The sequence below is a fragment of the Colwellia sp. RE-S-Sl-9 genome, assembly GCF_048296855.1.
Classification (GTDB): Bacteria; Pseudomonadota; Gammaproteobacteria; order Enterobacterales; family Alteromonadaceae; genus Pseudocolwellia.
Map to the genome: position 1 here is coordinate 160805 of NZ_CP182631.1, position 22466 is coordinate 183270.

Sequence of the window (22466 nt, forward strand, 5' to 3'; positions counted from 1 at the left end):
AAATGGTTGCTGCTCGTTATATAGGTAATAAAGGTTTTGATTTAGTTGCTGGTGAAGAACTAGCGCCTCAAGCTGGTGAAGTACGTTTAAACGTAGGTTATGTAGGTATCTGTGGTACAGATATGCATATTTATCACGGTGTAATGGATCAACGTGTTTCTATCCCACAAACGATAGGTCACGAAATTTCAGGTGTTGTTGCTGAAATTGGAGCTGGTGTTACTGGTTTTGCTGTGGGTGAAAAAGTAGTTGTTCGTCCACTTGATTGGTGTGGCGAATGTCCTACGTGTAATGCAGGACACACCCATATTTGTCAAAACCTTAAATTTATGGGTATAGATACCCCTGGTGCTTTCCAATCAAGCTGGACAGTTAAAGCACGTACATTACATAAATTACCTGCTGGTGTTGATTTAAAACAAGGTGCATTAGTTGAACCTTTATCTGTAGCTTGTCATGACGTACGTCGTTCACGTTTAAAAGCGGGCGAAAAAGTTGTTGTTCTAGGTGGTGGTCCAATTGGTCAATTAGTTGCTGCTGTTGCGAAAAGTGTTGGCGCAGAAGTATTAGTGTCTGAACCTAATGAAAGCCGTCGTGCATTTGCTGACGAATTAGGTGTTAAATCAGTTAACCCTATTGATCAAGATTTAGCTGCTTACGTTGACGAATGGACAGCAACTAAAGGTGCTGATGTAGTATTTGAAGTATCAGGCGTTAAACCAGCAATTGATGCAATGACTCAAATAGCAGGGCGTCGTGGTCGTATCGTTATGGTGGCGATTCATAGTACTAAACCTGAAATTGATTTGTTTCAATTTTTCTGGAAAGAACTTGAGTTACTTGGCGCTCGTGTATACGAAGCCGCAGACTTTGATTGGGCAATTGAATTAATTGCTTCAGGTCAAATTGATCTCAAGCCATTTATTAGCTCAGTAAGTCCGTTAGCTGAAATTGGTACAGCATTCGCTAGCATGGATGGTAATCCAGAAGGCATGAAAGCACTTGTTGAATGTAACGCAGAATAGTTTGATATTAGATACAGGGTTTTAGAAATGAATAACATGTTTGAGAAGTTTAGTTTAGAAGGCAAAGTAGCCTTAGTTACCGGTTGTAAACGTGGTATTGGTAAAGGTATCGCATTAGGTTTGGCTGAAGCTGGCGCTGACATTATTGGTGTTTCAGCATCGTTAGAACTTGAAGGTTCTGACGTTGAAAAAGAAGTAAAAGCACTAGGGAAAAACTTTAAAGGTTACCAATGTGATTTTTCTGATCGTGATTCTTTATATGCTTTCATCAAAGAAGTAAAAGCTGACTTCCCTAAAATTGATATTTTAGTGAACAACGCGGGTACTATTTTACGTGCTCCTGCAGCTGAACATGGCGATGACTTATGGGATAAAGTGATTGACGTTAATTTAAACTCACAATTTATTCTTAGCCGTGAAATTGGTAAAGAAATGGTTAATCGTGGTGCAGGTAAAATTATATTTACGGCTTCTTTATTAACATTCCAAGGCGGTATTACTGTTCCTGGCTATGCAGCAAGTAAAGGCGCTATTGGCCAATTGGTTATGGCTTTGTCTAACGAATGGGCTGGTAAAGGCGTAAACGTTAATGCTATTGCACCGGGTTATATCAATACAGATAACACGGAAGCACTTCGTGCTGATGCAGAACGTAATGCGGCTATTTTAGGTCGTATTCCACAAGGTCGTTGGGGTAATCCTGAAGACTTTAAAGGACCAGCAGTATTTTTAGCTTCTGAAGCTGCTAGTTATGTTAACGGCGCTATCTTATTGGTAGACGGCGGCTGGATGGGGAGATAATTCCATGGCTACGCAAAATTTTAAATTTCAAAACAATGTAAACTTTATTAATGGTGAATATATTTCATCGAAAGTAGACGGTAAAATTGATATTTTAAGTCCGTCTACAGGTGAAGTGATTGGCGCTATTCCAAAAGGTTGTGCTGAAGATGCACAACACGCGCTAGAATTAGCTGATGCTGCTCAAAAAAAATGGGCTAAATTAACTGCACGCACACGTCAAAGTATTCTTCGTAACTTTGCGAATAAAATTCGTGAAAATAAAGATATTCTTGCGCCGATGTTAGTGGCTGAACAAGGTAAATTATTATCTGTTGCTCAAATGGAAGTAGACGTTACGGCTACATTCATTGATTACGCTTGTGATCATGCGTTAACCATTGAAGGTGATATTCTTCCTTCAGACAACGAAGATGAAAAAATTTACATTCACAAAGTACCACGTGGTGTTGTAGTAGGTATTACAGCTTGGAATTTCCCGTTAGCATTGGCTGGCCGTAAAATTGGTCCTGCGTTAATAACAGGTAATACTATTGTATTAAAACCAACTCAAGAAACGCCTTTAGCAACAACCGAATTAGGTCGTATTGCTAACGAAGCAGGTATTCCTGCTGGTGTACTTAACGTGATTAATGGTTCTGGTTCAGTTGTTGGTCAAGCATTGTGTGAAAGCCCAATCACTAAAATGATCACTATGACAGGGTCTACTGCTGCAGGTAAGCAAATCTACAAAACATCAGCTGAATATATGACTCCGGTTATGTTAGAGCTAGGTGGTAAAGCGCCTATGGTTGTAATGGAAGATGCTGATTTAGATGCAGCGGTTGAAGGTGCTCTTTGGGGACGTTTTGCTAACTGTGGTCAGGTTTGTACTTGTGTTGAACGCTTATATGTTCAAGAAAGTGTGTATGAAAAATTCATGGATAAATTTTTACCGGCTGTTAAAGCGTTAAGAGTTGGTGACCCTATGAACCCTGATACACAAATGGGACCAAAATGTAACCAACGTGAAATTGAAAACATTGATCATATTGTACAAGAAAGTATCAAACAAGGTGCTACTGTTGCGACCGGTGGTAAAACTGCAACGGTAACTGGCTATGAAGGTGGTTGTTGGTATGAACCTACCTTGTTAGTTGATGTGGCACAAGACAATATTGCTGTGCACGAAGAAACCTTTGGCCCTGTTTTACCTATTATTAAAGTAAAAGATATGGACCAAGCAATCGAATTCTGTAACGACAGTATTTATGGTTTAAGTGCTTATATTTATACGAAAAATTTCTTCGATATTAACAAAGCAATCAACGAATTAGAAGTTGGTGAAGTATATGTTAATCGCGGAATGGGTGAACAACATCAAGGCTTCCACAATGGTTGGAAACAAAGTGGTTTTGGTGGCGAAGACGGTAAATTTGGTCTTGAGCAATACCTAGAGAAGAAAACAGTATACATGGTAGAAAAATAGTTAAGTTTTTACATTTTTATATTTTTACATAACTCCCCCCTGTGTGAAAATTGACCCTTAATAGTTTTTATTAAGGGTTTTTTTTATCCAAAAAACAATGTTTTTTATCCGTGAATTAGAGGTTTTATATACTGAAATAAAATATGTTTTTTAATTAAAATTTTTAATAAATAATTTATAAAAAAATATTGTTAATCTTCTTTATATTCAATTATTTACGTATTTTTATATAGCAAGTTTTTATTGTTGGTAATCTTTATTTTACTTTGGTTTTATAACAAGTTGACCAGTACCAATTCTAATGATAGATTGTTAACAATTAAATAATTATTGTGTATTATTTGATTACAAAAAAACAAACTAAAGGGGAAGTCAAATGAAACAAAGTCAATTTAAATTAAATTCGATTTTTGCAGCAATGTTAGTTGCTAGCAGTGGTCAAGTCTTTGCTGAAGAGGCAAAAACGGATACAAGCGAAGTTGAAGTTATTCAAGTTACTGGTATTTTTAGTTCTTTAAGTAAATCTACAGCACTTAAACGAGATGCGTCAGGTGTTGTTGATGGTATTTCAGCGGAAGATATCGGCAAGTTTCCAGATACTAACTTAGCTGAATCGTTACAACGCATTACAGGTGTTTCAATAGACCGCTCAAATAATGAAGGTAACCAAGTTACGGTTCGTGGTTTTGGACCTAGCTTTAACCTAGTTACCTTAAATGGTCGTCAAATGCCTAATTCATCTGCACTGGCATCAGAAGGCATTACACGTAGCTTTAACTTCAAAGAAATTGGTGCAGAAACCGTTTCTGCTGTTGAAGTTTATAAAACAGGTCGTGCCGATCTCAATTCGGGTGGTATTGGTGCTACGATTAATATTAAATCAGCTAAGCCTTTCGATTATGACGGCTTTAAAGCAATAGCTAGTGCAAAAGGTATTATTGATACTAGTGTTGATACAGGGAGTACCGTCACACCAGAAGTTTCAGGGATGATTAGTAATACATTTATGGATGACACTTTTGGTGTTTTATTAGCTCTTTCTCATTCTGCTCGTGATAGCCATTCTGATCGTATAGGGACACAAGGCGGATGGGCTACTGGATACCCAGGGCAAGCAAACCCAGGTACTGCTAATATTGATACATCAAAAAATCCTGATTTAAATACTTGGAGAGTGCCAACAGTTGATGTTGATGATCGAGATACAGAACGTGAACGCCAAAATGCTCAATTAGTATTACAATTTGCACCTACTGATAATCTTATTATTAGTACTGATTATGTACTTTCTCGTTTAGATGATAAAAGTACTATGAATCGTACAAGTTTTTGGTTTGATAATGTTGAAACGGGTAATGCTGATGCCAATGGTACAATTATTAATCCAAGTAGACAAAACGATGAGTTAAACTTCTGGGCATGGGAATATCAATATGAAACTGAAAATGATTCTGTTGGAATTAATATAGATTGGCAAGCAACTGACTCTCTTTCATTTACAATTGATGCTCATAATTCTACATCGCATGCAAATCCAGGTGCGCTTCCTGCAGAAAGAATCGCTAATTTGAAAAACCCATTTGGTGCTGCTGCGCCTGTAACTATAAGTGCTGATTTTTCTGGAGATATTCCAACGGTGTCTTATGATGACTCAGGGTTTGCTGCGGCAGGTCTAACAGGTGGAGCATTTGATAAGGCTAATATTGAAGGTGATTTATATCAAGAACGTGGTTTTGAAATTGAAAATAATATTAAACAAATTCAAATTGATGGCCGTTGGGAAAACATGGGCGACGGTGATTTAACCGCGATTAATTTTGGTATTTCAAATACGGTTTATAAAGTAGATACAATTGATATTTACGGTGCTAACTTTGGTTTAGGTGGCGGTGCATTGGATATTAGTGATTTAGATCTAACATTCGTACCTGGTGAAATTGGTTTTGATCAACTTTCACGATATAGCGCCGATCAATTCTTAGATTTAGTTGAAGCGCAAGGTTTACTTAATGAAGAATCAAAAGATATTAATGGTATAGAAGAAGATACTGATGCTATTTATATTTCATTTGATATTGCGACAGAATTTAATGATATGCCATTTAATGCGAATTTAGGTTTGCGTCATGAAACAACAAATGTAAGTTCATATTCTGTTATTCAACCTGTAGTAGGATTGAATTGGATAACACCACTTGAAATGTCGAAAATTTTATCTCCTACGACAGAGGCTAGTGAATTAAAAGGTAAGTATAGTCACTATTTACCTAGTTTAAACTTAAGTTTAGAAATTCAAAAAGATCTTGTAGCGCGTGTTTCATACAGTAATACAATTTCTCGAAGCAGTATTGATGCTATGTTTCCTGCAACTTCTTTGGATAATCATTTTTCTACAGGACCATTTAGAGCAAGCCAAGGTAATCCTAACTTATTGCCTTACGAAGCTAAAAACTTAGATCTTTCGTTAGAGTGGTATTATGGAGAAGGTAGTTATGTTTCTATTGGGCATTTCCGTAAAGAAGTAGATAACTTCATTGCTAATGGTGAAGAAGAACGTATCATTGAAGGACCAGATGGTCCTATTACTAATCCAAGTATAAATCCAAGAGGTATTTGTCCATCAGGAAGTGTAGCTTTGCCTAACCCTGATTGTGTATCTCAACCTACAGATCCAGCAATTATTTGGACTGTAACAACGCCTGTGAATCAAGATGAAACAGAAGTGAATGGTTGGGAATTTAACATTCAACATATGTTTGGAGATTCAGGTTTTGGTGGTATTGTTAACTATACAGTAGTAAATAGTAGTGATGAATACAACCCTTACAGTTTAAGTAATGATTTTGCATTAACAGGGCTGAGTGATTCAGCGAATGTCGTTGCATTTTATGAAAAAGATGCTATTTCATTCCGAGTTGCTTATAACTGGCGTGATGACTTCTTGCTTCAAGGTGGTACTTCTCCAACGTTTACTGAAGCTTATTCGCAAGTTGATATTAATGCTAGCTACGATATTAATGATACGGTTTCTGTATTTGTTGAAGGTATCAATATTACTGAAGAAACAACACGACGTTATAGCCGTTTTTCTCGTCAACTTGTTGATTTTGAAGAATATGGTGCACGTTATAATGTAGGCGTTAGAGCTAAATTTTAACGAATACACTGATTGTTCATATGTACTCGTTATTATATGAAGTACTAATCAGTATTAGTATGTATTTTATTTAATTGAGTATAATGGGAGGGGAACACCATATTTTGGGGTTCCCCTTTTTTGCTTTATAAATATCCTTTAAATGTAGAGGTCTTTAATATGACTAAACATATAAAAAATATCGTAATTGTTGGAGGAGGCACTGCAGGTTGGATAACTGCAGGTATTTTAGCTTCAACACTCAAAAAAGAAGTAGATTCGGGCTTTTCTATTACATTAATTGAATCTCCTGATATCCCTATTGTTGGTGTTGGTGAAGGTACTTGGCCAACGATGCGTAATACTTTAAAAAATATGGGAATACGAGAAACTGATTTTATTAAAGAATGTAATGTGTCATTCAAACAAGGTGCTAAGTTTTCTCAATGGGTTACGGGAGCTAAAGATGACTTTTATTATCATCCGCTTGTGTTACCCCAAGGTTACGATTCAATTAACTTAGCTAAACATTGGAAAAATAATAATGACGAACAATCATTTTCAAATACAGTTTGTTATCAAGAAGCTATCTGTGAGTTAGGATTAGCCCCCAAACAAATGATAACGGCTGAATATGCAGCAGTTGCCAATTATGCTTATCATTTAGATGCTGGTGTTTTTTCTGAATTTTTGAAAAAGCATTGTATTAATACCTTAGGTGTTAACTATGTTTCAGCGAATGTTGTTAAGGTTAATTCAGATAATAACGGCGATATTTCCTCATTAACAACGTCTTTAGATACAGAGTTAGTAGGCGATTTTTTTATTGATTGTACGGGGTTTAAATCCCTCCTTTTAGGTGAACACTTTAACGTTCCTTTTGTTTCTTGTCGTGATACTTTATTTGCTGATACGGCACTTGCAGTGCAAGTACCTTATGAAGATCAAAATAGTCCAATAGTTTCACATACACTTTCTACAGCACAATCAGCAGGTTGGATATGGGATATAGGTTTATCTACTCGTCGTGGTGTTGGCCATGTTTATTCAAGTCGTTATATTAGTGATGATAAAGCTCATCAAGAATTACTCAATTATCTTAACCTTTCTTCGGTAGAAGCTGAAAAACTATCTTTTAGAAAAATAGCTTTTAATCCTGGCCATAGAGAAAAATTTTGGGAAAAAAACTGTGTCGCTATCGGTTTATCTGCAGGCTTTTTAGAGCCGCTTGAAGCGTCTGCTTTGTTATTAGTAGAAATATCTGCGCAAATGATTGCTGATAAGTTTCCAACGAATAGAACTACAATGGATATAGCCGCTAAGCGTTTTAATACAACTTTTAGTTACCGTTGGGAGCGCATCATAGATTTTTTAAAACTACATTATTGTTTAAATAAAAGAACGGATAGCCAGTTTTGGATTGATCACCGAGACCCAAATACACTTTCTGATTATTTAAAAGAACAGTTATTATTATGGCAATATCAAGAACCTAGCGATACTGATTTTGAACAATCGTTAGAGGTTTTCCCTGCCGCAAGTTATCAATATATTTTATACGGTATGGGATTTAATACAGAACCGAACCCTTTCGGTATTTCAGAGCAAAGCCAGCAAGTTGCAGCAGAACATTTTCAACAAGTTGCTATGCAAACTAAAGAATATACAAGCACATTGAAAACAAATCGCGAATTGCTAAATAAAATATACCAATATGGCTTACAGCGCGTATAAAAATAGGATAGATATATGACAAATTTTACAGTTTTAGATACAAATAAGCATAAAAATACACGTGTAATAAAGGGACGAGGCGCTAAATTTGGAGAGAATATTCATTTAGTTCCTGTTGTTGCTGCTGAATTAAATAAACTGATACTTGAATACCCTGTGTGTTTAATTAAAGACAATGAAACAGGTCAATTTGGTTTAAGTGCTTTATTAGGTTTTGAGGCAGGCGAAAATTTATTTTTAAATGAAGAACAGTGGGATGCTAATTATATTCCGCTTCATATACGCCGTCAGCCATTTATGGTGGCAGTTAATAGCCCTGCAGGCGCCAATCCTACGCCAGAGAATACCGTAATTACTATTAATATGGATAATACCCGTGTTCAAGAAGCCGAAGGTGAACGGATCTTTGATGACGAAGGTAATACAACCGCTTATATGAATGAGGTTAATAATCAGCTAGCAACACTGATTAACGGCATGATTCAAACGGAAGCTTTTATTAAAATACTTTCTAAACATGATTTAATTGAAGCGGTACAACTCACGGTTTCTTTTAATAATGAAGATAAGCGTTTTGATGGTATATACACAATAAACGAAGATAAGCTAAAAAAACTATCAACCGAAGTATTAACTGAACTCCATCAAAAAGGTTATTTACAAGCATGTTATTTACTTATGGCATCAATAGGACATGTACAAAAACTGATAGTTCTTAAACGTAAGCGTTTAACAAGTAATAAGAAGTAATTGAACTTTCAAATTCAAATAAAAAGCGTTGAATTAATTTAACTGTACTCAACGCTTTTAAATGTTTTAGAGACGTTCTAGTTTATAGGGAAGGGCGTGATGAGAGTTCCATTGGCCAACGTATAAATTTTCTTCATCATCTATACAAATACCATGGCAATGTTGGAACACATCCCATGAGCTTTGCATCGGTTGAAGTTGACCATTTATATATTCTGGTTGCGTACCACCTAAGTTAGCAATAACTTTATTTTCTTTATTAAATATAGAAATAAAACCAGACTCTTGAGCATTAGTGTTATCAATATGTGACCAACATACAGGAGCGAAAAAGTTTTCACCGCTAAATTTAGGTCCACCTATATAGGCTCCAGCTACATCAATTGTTGAACGATAGTCACCATTCATTTCAAATAATTTAAGAGATTGTTCTGCACGCGAACTTATAATAAGGTGAGGATCGTTTGGTGTGCGTAAATCTATTGCAATGCCATGGGTATTTTTTAAATTTAGTTTGTCATTTTTATTTTCATGACCGCCCCAACAACGAATAAAGCGTCCTTGAGAGTCATATTGCAATACAAAGTCAGAACCATAGCCATCAGTAACATATAAGTCACCATTAGGTGCTATGGCTATGTCTGTTGGCCTAAATGGCATGTCAGGTGTATATACATCAATTGTTTGTGGGTGACCTAGGGTAAAGATCAGTTTGCCATCGAGCGTTAACTTTGAAATAAAACCTGATTGAGCAATAACTTTATTGAAAGGTGACTCCCAAGCGTCAGTTGATTTTCCATCCCAGTTTTTATTTAATATCCAGCCGCTGTCTACAACATAGATAAAATCTTCACCGTTTTCGTTTACTATTTTTATAGCATGCGCTCCAGGATATTCTGTTCCCCATGCGTCAATAAATTCACCGTCTTTGTTGAATATAATGAAATTATTAGCGATATTATCGGTCACTAAAATAATGCGACCTTGTGAGTCTATTGCTAAGTCATGACAGTTTTCTACAGGTGTTTTTGAAGTATCTAGTTTTGCCCATTGTGTATTTACCCGGTAGGTAAAGTCGCCTTGTCCAACAACCATACCGTGAGGATCAACTGAAGATTTTGGAAATGTAGCGGCTTGATTATGAGTTATCACGTTTGTATACCTTGAGGTTGAATTAATATTTTAAAATAGAACAAGTATGCATTTATCTACCTTACTAATAAATCAATCATTCCTAGTCTAAATACTAGCTAGGTTATTTTTAATAAAAATAGATCAACTTAGTAATGAAATAGATATTATTGTATCAACTTTAATCTTATTGTGAAATTTAAATTGTTAACAATGTTGTTTGAGGGAATATAACAGAAATCAACAACGTTTTAGCTGGGGATTGGTATCCATTTAAAAGCGTTTTATTTGATGTTTTTATGAAAACGCTTTTAAATTGAATAGATTAGGCGATTAAATGAATTTATGCCACTGAATAAATGTTTTATTTAATGTTAGCTTTAACAGCTTTAGAGGCTTTGTTTATATCGCCACTTTTTAATGCATCTAGAATAAGTCTATGTTCGTTAACACAAGCAGAACTTGTAGTTAAGCGTTTGTAATTTAAGCGCATTCTCATTACGTAGGGATACCAAATGTTAACAAGTTCGTCACCACCTGCTTTGTATATAAGGTAGTTATGAAAAGATATGTCTACTTTCGTTACTTCGGTATAGTCTTGATTATCAAAGGCTGCTTGCAGTTCAGTCAAAATATTTTCAAGCTCTTGGAAATCTTCTTCGGTAAGAGAGTCTTTTAATTGATCAATAGCAAATAACTCAATGTTTCGTCGTAAGTTGATCATGAGTTTTTGTAATTTAGGATCTAATAAACTGTTAACTGAAGCGCCACAGTTATTTTTAGATATGAGTAAACCTTCTTTGGTTAACTGTAATATTACATCGCGAATAGGACCACGTGATAAACCAAAACGTTCAGCTAACTCTTTTTCGTTCAATTTGGTATTAGGAGCTAACTCTCCTGAAATTATATCTGAGCGAAGCTGCTCTGCAATTTGATCTTTAACGGATAAAATTTTTGTTGGTCTTTTCGCAACCATATCTTTGCCTTAGTGATTATTTATAGGTTATATCTTATGTAAAAATGATTTTTTTTACAATTGCTTTATGTTTTATTGTTTACAAAAAACAGGTCTTTTGCTTTTAAAACATAATATTAATGATAGAAACAATAAATTAAAGTTTACTTTGTAGAAAATAACGGAATTTTGTTAACAAAATTCCGTTATTTAAAACAGTATTACTTACCAAATCGCTGTTGATACATTTGTGAATGAAGCTCTTTAGCAGCTTTAATCATAGGAGGATAAGGTGAATCGGTTACTGAAATAAAGCCAACGTTATAGTTTTCACCATCATAAGCTCTACCTGTAATAGGTGAGTCAATGTATTGAAACCAATGAGCACCTATAAAGTAAGGATTATTAATTACTGAGTTCATGTAATCTTTATACATTTTTGCTCTATCTTCTTGATCTGATGCTTGGATCAAACCAGGATGGAATAATCCAGTATCTCGAGCGCCAACATGAAATTCTCCAATAATACTTGGCATATCAATTTCTTCTAAAAATTTCCAAGATTCAGGATGAATACCTTCTTTATAGATGTTGTAACTGACTACATCTACATATTTAGCTGATGCTTTTACTACTTCCATAGGTTTACCCCAATCAGGGAATCTAGCGCCTAAATACATATGATTTGGTACATAAGTATTTAAAGCTGAGTCAACAACACTAAAGTATTTATCAGCATAGGCACTCAATAATAGAGAGTAGTCTTCAACTTGTTTTTCCGTTTTAAACGTTGAGTCAATGCCTGTGTTAAACTCGTCCCAAGAAGCAATTTTTTTGTTCCATGCGGTATTTAATTGCTGAATATCTTTGTACTTGTTCTTCATTAAGCGTGTAAATTCAGCTTTAGTTGGTACTGTTTTACCGTCGCGAGTTAAGGTGTTAATCACTATACCGTATAAAGATTCTTTAGATTCACTTCGGCCGAAGCTTTTTTCATTATCAATAAAGATACCGACACACCAAGGGTTTGCTTTAATTTGTTCCGATATAGTTTTAGCGGTAACTAATGCTCTTTCTTTAAATACGGGATCAAAAACATCTGGTAAAGGTGCCCAAAAGTCATTGCCACTTGATACGGTTTTAAAGTCACCAATAATCCATCCATTAGCAAAATAAGGAACTTGGTTATTGTCGTAGTAGCTTGGATCCGTCCAGTTACCTAAAGAGGTAAATCCCCAGTTTTTCATTCTGTTAACGGTAACTTCTTGCCATTTGTCTAGGTAATTAGCGTTGTTTTGGCCGTATTTACGCTCTAAGTTGGCTGAATAAAAGCTGTACGTTTCTCCATGTTTAAGTGGACCTGAATGAGCACTTTTTCTGTAACCATAGTGTTTTCCTAATGGTTCATCGTAGCTAGGTAACCATTCAAACAAGTTTTTTCTAATTTCAGATGCAACAAATCTTGTTGGTATAGCGTTATTGCTGACGCGGTTTAATCCTTGAGAATCTTCAGGCGTTACATCGTTTGGATCTTTTTTCGCTAATACTTCTTGATCAAAATCATAGCCAGTCATTGTTGTAGAGTTTGATAAACGAATAATGTCGATACCTGTAGCAAAATATAAATAGCCTTCAGGATCAACTAATGACCATTTACCGTTGACTTTTTCGGTTCTAAAAAATCCTGTTGCTTTCAATTTAGGACCATTTAACCAACCTCCAAATTTTGAATAACCTTCTGTTAATTTACCGTCTAATAATTTACTTTCGGCATCTCTTTCTTTAATTAGATCAGCTTGAGAATTTATTTTAAAAGGAAAATTTTGTTTAGCATTTTGGCCAAATTCATCAACAATATGGGTTAAATATTGCTTGTTAAATTCTGGATTTTTTCTCAATCGAACATTTTTAATAATTATTGTTTTATCGTGTAACGCACTTTGTACACTTAAATTTATTTTCTTAATGCCTGCAAGGTTAAGATTTTTTTTACCCCACATAGAAACAAATTGTAATTCGTCTGATTCCCACGTATCAGGGTTTGATCTAAGGCCAGAGTTAAAATTTAACTCTACTGCTTCGTCACCTTCAGGCGTACCTAAATCATGGCCAGCCATTTTGGCGTAGTAAGTATTAGCCTTGCCTCTGGCGACATTAACGGTTCTTGTATAGTTAGCACCGTCGATATCTGTTATATCTAAGTATATTTGTACTGAATGTTCGCCTGGATTGGCTATATCAAATGCAAGGTTGAAGTCTTCAAAATGACTCCAATCCCACGGAGTTGATGGAGTAAAACTAATAGAAGCGTAGCTATTTTCTTTTGATTGAAAATTAACATTAAGCGCGTTATCACCTATAACACGAGTTTGCGTATTATAGGTTTCTATAAACTTATTGTCTGTATCGTTATTAAAATTTAGCAGGCTGGTTAGTTCAGAGCTAGCCGATTGTGTTTGTTTTACTGCTGTGTTTGATTGTTTTTCTGTTTGTTGGCAACCAACTACAGAGATCAAAGACGCAGCAACAATAGAGTAAATAAAATTACGGTTCATTTTTTTGCCTTATATTGTCATCTTTCTTTATTTAGCTGAGTATACCTATATATTTGTAAAATGAAAATTGTTAACAATGTTTGTTTTTTGAGGTAATATAATTAACTTAAAACTAGATTCTAAGTATAACGAAAATCGTCAGTGATGACTTAAAGGGTTAACGAGGCTTAATATTAAATGAAAAAACTTTTAGCTGTTGGTGAATGCATGTTGGAATTAACTCATGAAAATGCAGACACTATTAGAAAGTCTTATGCTGGTGATACCTATAATGCATTGGTATATGCCAACAGATTTAATCCTAATATAAAAACAAGCTTTTTTACTGCCATAGGTGCCGATGAAGTTAGTAATGATATGCAGGAAAGATGGGCATTTGAAAAAATTTCAAATGAACAATGTATAAAAACGAAAGAACTTACTATTGGAATATACAGTATATCAACAGACGAATTGGGTGAGAGGAGTTTTAGCTATTGGCGAAAAAACTCAGCAGCGACTCATATGATGACACTAAAGCCTTTAGATGAACTTGTGCAAATGTGCTCAGGCTTTGATATTGTTTTTTTTAGTGGCATTACATTAGGCATTTTATCTGATGAAGATAAAGGTTTACTCTTTGACCTACTAACGCAATTAAGGCGTTTAGGTAGCAAAATAGCGTTTGATCCTAATTATCGGCCTGCTATGTGGCAGAATAAGGAACATGCTATTCATTGGTTAGAGCAATCTTATAAAAATAGCGATATTGTTATGCCAGGGCTTGAAGAACATGAAGAGCTTTATGGTCATACAACTTATCAAGAAATAGCTGATTATTGCCATGCTTTAGATGCCAAAGAGGTGATTATTAAATGTGGTAAAAATGGAACTTATGGATTTGAAAACAACCAACAAGTTGCACATCAACCTTTTGAAGCCGCTCCTATTCAAGTAGATAGTACCGCAGCAGGAGATTCTTTTGCAGGTACATATTTAGCTTCAAGACTTTCTGACAGTACTATCTCCCAATCAATAAAAAACGCCTGCTTTATTGCAGGGAAAGTTGTACAACATAAAGGTGCAATTTTAAGTCAGACTATATATCAGTCTGAAATAGCAACGAAAAATAAAGTTAAGGTCTAAGCGTATGCAAGAAAAAAAACTAAGTTTGGCAAGTAAGCGTGCAATCGAACGCGGATATGATCAGAAAAACTCTGATTGGATGACAGAGTTTGATATAAAGCCTTTAAAAGGCGATTTTGCTTTTGAAGAAGGTGTTATAAGACGTGATCCTACCTCAGTGATCAAAGTAGGTGATTTATATCATTGTTGGTATACGAAAGGACAAGGAGAAACGGTCGGTTTTGGTTCTTCTAACATTGAAGATAAAGTTTTCCCATGGGATTTAACTGAAGTTTGGCATGCAACTTCACAAGATACTGAAACATGGAAAGAAGAAGGCGTTGCTATTGAGCGCGGTGAAGCAGGGGCTTTCGATGATAGGGCTGTTTTTACACCTGAAGTTTTAGTACATGAAAATAAATATTATTTGGTGTACCAAACTGTTCAGTTTCCTTATGTAAATCGTCAAATAGAGCAAGTGGCATTAGCTATTGCAGATAGCCCATATGGCCCTTGGAAAAAGTCTACACAACCTATTTTAAGTCCTTCAATGGATGGAGAGTGGGAAGGTGATGAAGATAGTCGATTTAATGTTAAATCTAAAGGCAGTTTTGATAGCCATAAAGTACACGATCCTTGTTTATTATTTTTTAATCAAAAATTTTATCTTTATTACAAAGGTGAAACTATGGGAGAGGGAATGAACTTTGGAGGGAGAGAAATTAAGCATGGTGTTGCTATTGCTGACAATATTGAAGGGCCGTATATTAAGTCTGAATATAATCCAATCTCAAATAGCGGGCACGAAGTCGTTGTGTGGAATTACCTTGGCGGAATAGCTTCATTACTAACGACCGATGGACCTGAAAAAAATACAGTACAATTTGCGCCAGATGGTATTAACTTTGAAATAAAAGCACATATTAAAGGTGCACCTGAAGCTATTGGTTTGTATCGTAGTGGTACAGAAGAACTTGAAAAACCAGGTGTAGCATGGGGACTTTGCCATAAATACGATGCTAGCTGGAACTGGAACTTTATTTGTAAATACACAACACGCAAGCAAATATTAGATGCTGGAACGTTCCAAAATACTGGTAGCTAAAACACATAAAACCACTTTAACGTATTGTCGTAAAGTGGTTTTCTTTTAAAAACATTCAAAAATAGGTAGTGTTATATGTTTACACCTACAAGAAATGCATTTTTATACTCGTTAATTATTGCCTTTGGTGGTTTTGTCTTCGGTTTAGATATCATCCTTATTTCAGGAACGATTAAAGCAATAACATTAGAATTTGGTTTAAGTGCGTTAGAAGTTGGTTATATTGTTTCAGGCCCAGGCTGGGGCGCATTAGTTGGGCTTATTTGTACCAGTTATTTTTCGGATAAATTTGGTCGAAAAAATACAGCATTAACCATCGCTGCGCTATATACTTTATCGGCTATAGGATCAGCTTATGCACCCAGTGCCGAATTTTTATTTTGGGCTCGTTTTCTTGGTGGTTTAGCATTTGCTTCTTTATCGCTAGCCTCTATGTATATAGGTGAAATTGCACCACCTAAATCACGTGGAAAACTGGTGGGTTTAAATCAGTTAAATATTGTTATTGGTATTTTTGTTGCTCAGATTTTTAATTACTACATTATTAATGCCACAGAACAAAATGCTGACTGGGCGATAAATATTGGATTACACGCGGATAACGCTTGGCGCTGGATGTTAGGTGCCGAAATAGTTCCAGCGTTCTTATGGTTTTTAGCGTTATTTATAGTACCTGAAAGCCCTCGTTGGTTGGCATTAAACGGAAAAGAAGAGCGAGCCAAACAAGCTTTGACTAAAATTACAGAGCCTGAAGAGTTAGACAAACAAATGCATGAAATTGTGCATAGTTTGAATGACACAAATCATCATGCATTATCTTTAGTTCAACAGTTTAAGTTACTTTGTACTCCTACAATGCGTACAGCATTAATTATTGGTGTTGTTATTACTATCATTCAACCTATGACTGGTATGAATGCCGTTTTAGCTTACATGCCAACCATATTTTCACAACTGGGTGGCAGTGAAAGTTCTGCTTTTGGACAAACAGTTATGGTAGGTGGTATAGGTTTATTATTTACAGTACTTGCTTTAGTCTTTATTGATAAACTTGGACGTAGACCTATTTTACTTGGCGGCTTAACTTGGGCTATTTTAAGTTTAGGACTTGTTACTTTAGGATTTTTTAACGCAACATATATGCTAACAGCTGAATCCGTTATCGCATTAAAAGACTCTGTAGATATTTCATTGTTACAACCTTTATTAAATGTAGAGTTTGCTTCTGATTTTGAATTTAAACAGGCAGTAGAAAATGTAATTGGTCGTGAAAGCTTTGTGAATTTAGAAGGTAGCATAATGACAGCCGCTACTTCTATTAATGGCTTAATGGTATTGATTGGTATTATTAGTTTTCAATGTGCTTATAACTTTTCGTTAGGGCCTGTTGTTTGGATACTTTTATCAGAAGTCTTTACAACGAAAGTACGTGCTGTAGCTATTCCATTATGTGGCTTTGTAGCGAGTGTTTTTGGTGGTATTGTTGTGCCGCTATTCTTCCCGTGGCAGTTAGCTAATATGGGGGCCGTTTCAACGTTTGGTTTGTATCTAATTTGTTGTGTAATAGGATTGTTTTTCTCGTATAAAGTTATCCCTGAAACTAAAAATAAAACCATTGAAGAAATAGAGCTTGAACTAGCAGCTAAATAAGGATATTGATTAAGTACTAAAGCCTCACGAATGTTGAGGCTTTTTTTTGATAACAACTTGGCTATTAATTATTTGAGTTATTTATCTTTAAATCATATTGATGTTTTGTATTATTTATTGAATTACAGGTTGTTATTTAGTTTTACCAGAGTGAAATAGGTTAATCTGATCCGAGATTATTGAATGATAGAAGCATTTCTAATACAAGGTGATGAACTTAATGGCCTTGAACTCAATATTAAAGAAGTAACGATGTCGAGAGCAAGATAAAATGGTCAAATACACAGGTTCATCCTTCGAGGCTGAACCTAAGCATATACGTCCTGTAGCCGAGATGTTTATTTTAATAAGGAGTGTTCTAATTATTAAATAATGATGTAATTGGACATCTGAAGGAGTATAAATGATTGGTTATTGCGATTGGTATAAGTAGCGATGTCGTTATACAAATATTGAAACGAAAAAAAACCAGCCTAAGCTGGTTTTTTTAATGACATAGAATTATCTCTAGTAAAACATATTGTAAAACAATAACGCCTACTAAAAATAAAGTTAGCTACTAACGCGTTCGTTAGCTACTTCTAATAATGGTTGCGATCCGGATTGCAGTAGAGCTAGGTTTTCAGAAACAACTTTCTTTGGTAATTTAGAAATCATCATAGAACCTGTTTCAATCGACCCTTGATCTGCTGCAAACACCAACAGGTTTTTACCATTACATTGAATACCATCAAAAATACTACGAATTTTAAGTTTATTCGTCTTTAAAAAAGAACGCATACGCTTCTTGTCATCAGCAGCCACATACTCACATACACTTTGGGCGATGTTAGCAGCTTGTGCTTTTGGTGTTGTTACGATAGACGTTAATGTTAAAGCAGTAATAGTAGAAACTAGTAATAATTTTTTCATTTTAATAACCTTGTAATTAATTGAGTTAGTAAAAGAAAAAACCACGGGATGTACCTGATAGTTCGGTAACTCCGCTGTCATAGATTTACCCAATGTAAATCCTTAGACCGGTGGTTTTGCGTAACACGTTTTCGCGTGTCTTGCCTTTTCTTTGTCGAGCGTAGTATCGCTAATCTTAAATTTTAAAGCAAGTAAATTTTTATCATATTAGAGTGAAATTTAAACTATATCATGTTCTTAATGGATTTTTATCTGACGATTTTTTTTGGGAATATATAATTAATACTGTGGTTTTGTTAATAAAATTTATATTGTTTATATGAAAAAACCAGCATAAGCTGGCTTTTTAATGACATAGAGTTATTTCTAGTAAAACATATTGTAAAACAAGTAACGCCTACTAAAAATAAAATTAGCTACTAACGCGTTTGTTAGCTGCCTCTAATAATGGTTGTGATCCGGATTGCAATAAATCTAAGTTAGCTGAGACAACTTTCTTTGGTAATTTAGAAATCATCAAAGAGCCTGTCTCAATTGAACCTCTATCTGCTGCAAACACCAACAGGTTTTTACCATTACATTGAATACCATCAAAAATACTACGAATTTTAAGCTTATTCGTCTTTAAAAAAGAACGCATACGCTTCTTGTCATCAGCAGCCACATACTCACATACGCTTTGGGCGATGTTAGCAGCCTGTGCTTTAGGCGTTGTTACAATAGTCGTTAATGTTAAAGCTGTAATAGTAGAAACTAGTAATAATTTTTTCATTTTATTAACCTCTGGATTAATTGAGTTAGTAAAAGAAAAAACCACGGGATGTACCTTATCGTTCGGTAACTCCGCTGTCATAGACTTATAATAATATAATCCTTAGACCGGTGGTTTTGCGTAACACATTTTCATGTGTCTTGCCTTTTCTCTGTCTTATTCAGTATATTAAATAAACACTTGAAAAGCAAGGGTAGTAAGCTTTTAGTAAATAAAAAACCTTTATATATCATAATCTTAGGTTAAGGGTAAGTTAAGGGGAAGTTAAGGTTTTGTAAAGGATATCCCCCTGGTGAGTTGTTTTTTACTCGTTAGGGGATTGTTTTTTAAAGACAAATTTGAAATGAGATTGCTTTTTGTATTTGTTAATTTTATGTTTTATGTTTTTAACGCCGTAGATACTTTAGAATTAGAGGGTTTACCTAATTTTTCACTTATAAACCAGCCAGCTTTTAGTAATTTATCCATATCAATGTTAGTTGTAATATTTAAACCATTGAGTAAATAGAGAACATCTTCAGTAGCTACATTACCAGAAGCACCTTTTGCGTAAGGGCAACCACCAAGACCTGCAACAGAGCTATCAATAACTGACACTCCATTTTCTAGTGCAGTATAAATATTAGCTAGCGCTTGTCCGTATGTATCATGAAAATGTACGGCAAGCTTTTCTACAGGAATACGTGCCTTTACTGCATCTAACATTTTTTGAACACTGGCGGGTGTACCAACACCTATAGTATCGCCTAATGAAATTTCATAGCAGCCCATTTGATACAGTTTTTCTGCCACTTCAGCAACTTTCTCTGGTTCAATATAACCATCGTATGGACAACCAACCACACAAGAAACATAGCCTCTCACTTTAATGTTTGCTTTTTTTGCTGCTTCAATTAAAGGGATAAATCGCTGTAAACTTTCTTCAATTGAGCAATTGATATTTTTTTGGCTAAAAGCTTCAGAAGCGGCACCAAAAATTGCGACTTCATCTACATTGGCATTAATGGCTGCTTCAAATCCTTTAATATTAGGTGTAAGCGCCATGTACTTTACGCCACTTTTTTTATTAATGCCGTTAAATACGTCGGTAGACGTTGCCATTTGTGGTACCCATTTAGGTGATACAAAACTGCCACTTTCAATACTGGTTACTCCAGCATCAGCAAGCATATCAATTAAGCTTATTTTATCTTCAGCTGAGATTAATTGTTTTTCGTTTTGAAGACCGTCTCTTGGGCCAACTTCCACAATAGTTACTGTTGTAGGGAAGTTTTCTGCTACGTAGCTCATTAGCTTTCTCCTTCATCTTTTTCAGTGACTGAAAATTCTAGCAATTCAGCACCACCGTCAACCATATCGCCTTCAGCGTAGAATATATGATCTATAACTCCGTCTGCTGGGGCTCTAATAGTATGTTCCATTTTCATTGCTTCCATGATCACAAGTGGTTGGTTTTTAGTTACCGTGTCGCCTGATTTTACTAAAATACTTACCATAGTGCCGTTCATTGGAGCGAGTAAACCACCGTGATTGTCATCATTGCCATGGTCACCTAAATCAGCTTGAATATTTTTGATAACAACCGCTCCTTGATGGGTATATAAGGTGATGATGTTATTTTCTAGTGTTGCTGATACTGATGATTTTATGCCATCAATGGTTGTTATTAATTGGTTTTTATTTACTACGCCGTAGCATGAAAATACAGTATTATTAACTGAAATAAGGTAATTGACTTTATTTGAATGAGTGTTGCTAGCATCAGCAACTTCTTCAATTTCAATATTGTATTCAGTCGCGTTGTGCTCAAGGGTTAATTTATGCGTGCACTTATCGTTAAGTTGCCAAGCATTGTTGTTGTTCCAAGGAGAAGTTGGATCAACAGCGCTTATTTTTGATTGATTTTGTAAGAGTAAAACCAATAAGGCTGATTTTGCTATTTCAATAGACGCTTGATTCGATAACGACTCGTTAGTATTACGGTTAAATATTGCATCGTGATGCTTTTCTATAAAACCGGTATCAATATCTTCATCAATAAAAGCCTTGCTGGTAACTAATTTACTTAAAAACTCTAAGTTAGTTTTTACACCGCCCACATGATATTCAGCTAACGCTTTGGTTAAACGTTGTAAGGCTTTTTCTCTGTTTTCGCCCCAAACAATTAATTTAGCGAACATTGGATCATAAAATACGCTAACTTCATCACCTTGGCATACACCAGTATCTATGCGAACAAACTCTGATTCTTCAGGTGTTTGCATAAAGGTGAGGGTGCCTGTATCAGGTAGAAAGTCATTGTCTGCATCTTCAGCATAAATACGTGCTTCAAAAGCATGGCCATGAATACTTAATTGATCTTGCGTTTTAGGTAGTGTTTCACCTGCGGCAACACGTAGTTGCCATTCAACTAAATCTTGCTTAGTTATAAATTCAGTAACCGGGTGTTCAACTTGTAGGCGTGTGTTCATTTCCATAAAGTAAAATGAGCCATCAAAATCTAGTAAAAATTCAACAGTCCCTGCACCTTGATAACCAATGGCTTGAGCAGATTTTATTGCCGCTTGACCCATTTGATCACGTAGCTCTTCGGTCATTGCAAAGGCTGGAGCTTCTTCTACGACTTTTTGATGACGTCTTTGTACCGAGCAATCACGCTCGAATAAATACACAGCGTTGCCGTAATTATCACAAAATACTTGAATTTCTACATGACGAGGTTGTGTTAAGTATTTTTCAACTAACATGGTATCGTCACCAAACGATGATAATGCTTCACGTTTTACCGCTTCAAAACCTTCGGTAAATTCTTCTGCACTCCATATTTGGCGCATACCTTTACCGCCACCACCAGCAGTTGCTTTTAATAGCACAGGATAGCCCATTTTGTCAGCCGCGCCTTTTATTACGGCTTCTGACTGATCGTCTCCGTGATAACCCGGTACTAAAGGAACGTTAGCGGCTTGCATAATGTTTTTAGCCGCAGACTTTGAACCCATAGCTTCAATAGCGCCAATAGGAGGGCCAATAAAGGTAATATTGTTTTGATCGCATAAGCGACAAAAATCAGAGTTTTCTGATAAAAAGCCATAACCGGGATGAATAGCTTGAGCACCTGTTTTTACTGCGGCTTCGATTACTTTTTCACTTAACAGGTAACTTTCTCTTGAAGGTGATTTACCTATGTAAACGGCTTCGTCTGCCATTTTTACATGAAGAGCATTTTCATCGGCATCTGAATATACCGCAACAGTTAAAATGCCCATTTTTTTAGCTGTTTTAATAATACGACAGGCTATTTCCCCACGGTTAGCAATGAGAATTTTAGTAAACATTTTACTCTGGTTGTTTTGGGTTGGTTGAGT

General features: G+C 35.5%; 16 protein-coding genes and 2 riboswitches. Of the genes, 9 read left to right on the plus strand and 7 right to left on the minus strand.

The genetic code is table 11. The features are described 5' to 3' along the window. Nucleotides 1-2: 2 nt before the first annotated feature. The 6 genes from ACM9HF_RS00650 to ACM9HF_RS00675 all read left to right on the plus strand — a co-directional run bounded on the left by ACM9HF_RS00650 (nt 3) and on the right by ACM9HF_RS00675 (nt 8914). Nucleotides 3-1025 (plus strand): zinc-dependent alcohol dehydrogenase, encoded by a 1023-nt coding sequence (locus ACM9HF_RS00650; protein ID WP_473613587.1) that lies wholly within the window; start codon nt 3-5, stop codon nt 1023-1025. A 36-nt stretch (nt 1026-1061) separates the two neighbouring features. After that, on the plus strand, nt 1062-1826 hold the full coding sequence (locus tag ACM9HF_RS00655) for a 2,5-didehydro-3-deoxy-L-galactonate 5-reductase (RefSeq protein WP_473618347.1): 765 nt from the start codon (nt 1062-1064) through the stop codon (nt 1824-1826). Nucleotides 1827-1830: 4 nt separating this feature from the next. Next, a complete protein-coding gene (gene aldA / locus ACM9HF_RS00660; protein WP_473613588.1) occupies nt 1831-3294 on the plus strand; it encodes an aldehyde dehydrogenase in 1464 nt (487 codons plus the stop codon). Nucleotides 3295-3670: 376 nt separating this feature from the next. After that, entirely contained in the window at nt 3671-6451 is a 2781-nt protein-coding gene (locus ACM9HF_RS00665; protein ID WP_473613589.1) for a TonB-dependent receptor, read from the plus strand. Nucleotides 6452-6610: 159 nt separating this feature from the next. Continuing rightward, nucleotides 6611-8164: a tryptophan halogenase family protein gene (locus ACM9HF_RS00670; protein WP_473613590.1), complete on the plus strand. Its 1554-nt coding sequence runs from the start codon at nt 6611-6613 to the stop codon at nt 8162-8164. A 15-nt stretch (nt 8165-8179) separates the two neighbouring features. Then, nucleotides 8180-8914, plus strand: a complete 735-nt coding sequence (locus ACM9HF_RS00675) for a SapC family protein (protein WP_473613591.1) — start codon at nt 8180-8182, stop codon at nt 8912-8914. A 66-nt stretch (nt 8915-8980) separates the two neighbouring features. On the opposite strand, the gene ACM9HF_RS00680 is transcribed toward ACM9HF_RS00675, so the two are convergent. The 3 genes from ACM9HF_RS00680 to ACM9HF_RS00690 all read right to left on the minus strand — a co-directional run bounded on the left by ACM9HF_RS00680 (nt 8981) and on the right by ACM9HF_RS00690 (nt 13558). Next, nucleotides 8981-10009, minus strand: coding sequence for an NHL repeat-containing protein (locus tag ACM9HF_RS00680; protein ID WP_473618348.1), 1029 nt, complete (start codon nt 10007-10009; stop codon nt 8981-8983). A 400-nt stretch (nt 10010-10409) separates the two neighbouring features. Beyond that, nucleotides 10410-11024 carry a GntR family transcriptional regulator gene (locus tag ACM9HF_RS00685; protein ID WP_473613592.1) on the minus strand — a complete coding sequence of 205 codons (615 nt, stop codon included), beginning with the start codon at nt 11022-11024 and terminating at the stop codon, nt 10410-10412. Nucleotides 11025-11224: 200 nt separating this feature from the next. Next, the gene (locus ACM9HF_RS00690) at nt 11225-13558 is read right to left on the minus strand and encodes a beta-galactosidase (RefSeq protein WP_473613593.1); all 2334 of its coding nucleotides are present in this window, start codon (nt 13556-13558) and stop codon (nt 11225-11227) included. Nucleotides 13559-13735: 177 nt separating this feature from the next. On the opposite strand from ACM9HF_RS00690, the gene ACM9HF_RS00695 reads away from it, so the two are divergent. The 3 genes from ACM9HF_RS00695 to ACM9HF_RS00705 all read left to right on the plus strand — a co-directional run bounded on the left by ACM9HF_RS00695 (nt 13736) and on the right by ACM9HF_RS00705 (nt 17417). Further along, complete coding sequence (locus ACM9HF_RS00695) at nt 13736-14683, plus strand: sugar kinase (protein ID WP_473613594.1); 948 nt, start codon at nt 13736-13738, stop codon at nt 14681-14683. A 4-nt stretch (nt 14684-14687) separates the two neighbouring features. Beyond that, nucleotides 14688-15767 (plus strand): glycoside hydrolase family 117 protein, encoded by a 1080-nt coding sequence (locus tag ACM9HF_RS00700; protein WP_473613595.1) that lies wholly within the window; start codon nt 14688-14690, stop codon nt 15765-15767. Nucleotides 15768-15842: 75 nt separating this feature from the next. Next, a complete protein-coding gene (locus ACM9HF_RS00705; protein ID WP_473613596.1) occupies nt 15843-17417 on the plus strand; it encodes an MFS transporter in 1575 nt (524 codons plus the stop codon). Nucleotides 17418-17969: 552 nt separating this feature from the next. Here ACM9HF_RS00705 and ACM9HF_RS00710 read toward each other — a convergent pair. The 4 genes from ACM9HF_RS00710 to ACM9HF_RS00725 form a co-directional block, all read right to left on the minus strand. Beyond that, nucleotides 17970-18410, minus strand: a complete 441-nt coding sequence (locus ACM9HF_RS00710) for a DUF3718 domain-containing protein (protein ID WP_473613597.1) — start codon at nt 18408-18410, stop codon at nt 17970-17972. After that, nucleotides 18391-18484: riboswitch (cyclic di-GMP riboswitch) on the minus strand. It overlaps the preceding gene by 20 nt. A gap of 257 nt (nt 18485-18741) precedes the next feature. After that, nucleotides 18742-19101 (minus strand): DUF3718 domain-containing protein, encoded by a 360-nt coding sequence (locus tag ACM9HF_RS00715; RefSeq protein WP_473613598.1) that lies wholly within the window; start codon nt 19099-19101, stop codon nt 18742-18744. Nucleotides 19102-19162: 61 nt separating this feature from the next. Next, nucleotides 19163-19256: riboswitch (cyclic di-GMP riboswitch) on the minus strand. 223 nt (nt 19257-19479) lie between these two features. Continuing rightward, nucleotides 19480-20391, minus strand: coding sequence for a hydroxymethylglutaryl-CoA lyase (locus ACM9HF_RS00720; RefSeq protein WP_473613600.1), 912 nt, complete (start codon nt 20389-20391; stop codon nt 19480-19482). Next, complete coding sequence (locus ACM9HF_RS00725; RefSeq protein ID WP_473618242.1) at nt 20391-22436, minus strand: acetyl/propionyl/methylcrotonyl-CoA carboxylase subunit alpha; 2046 nt, start codon at nt 22434-22436, stop codon at nt 20391-20393. Before ACM9HF_RS00725 ends, ACM9HF_RS00720 begins: the two co-directional genes overlap by 1 nt. Nucleotides 22437-22466: the final 30 nt, after the last annotated feature.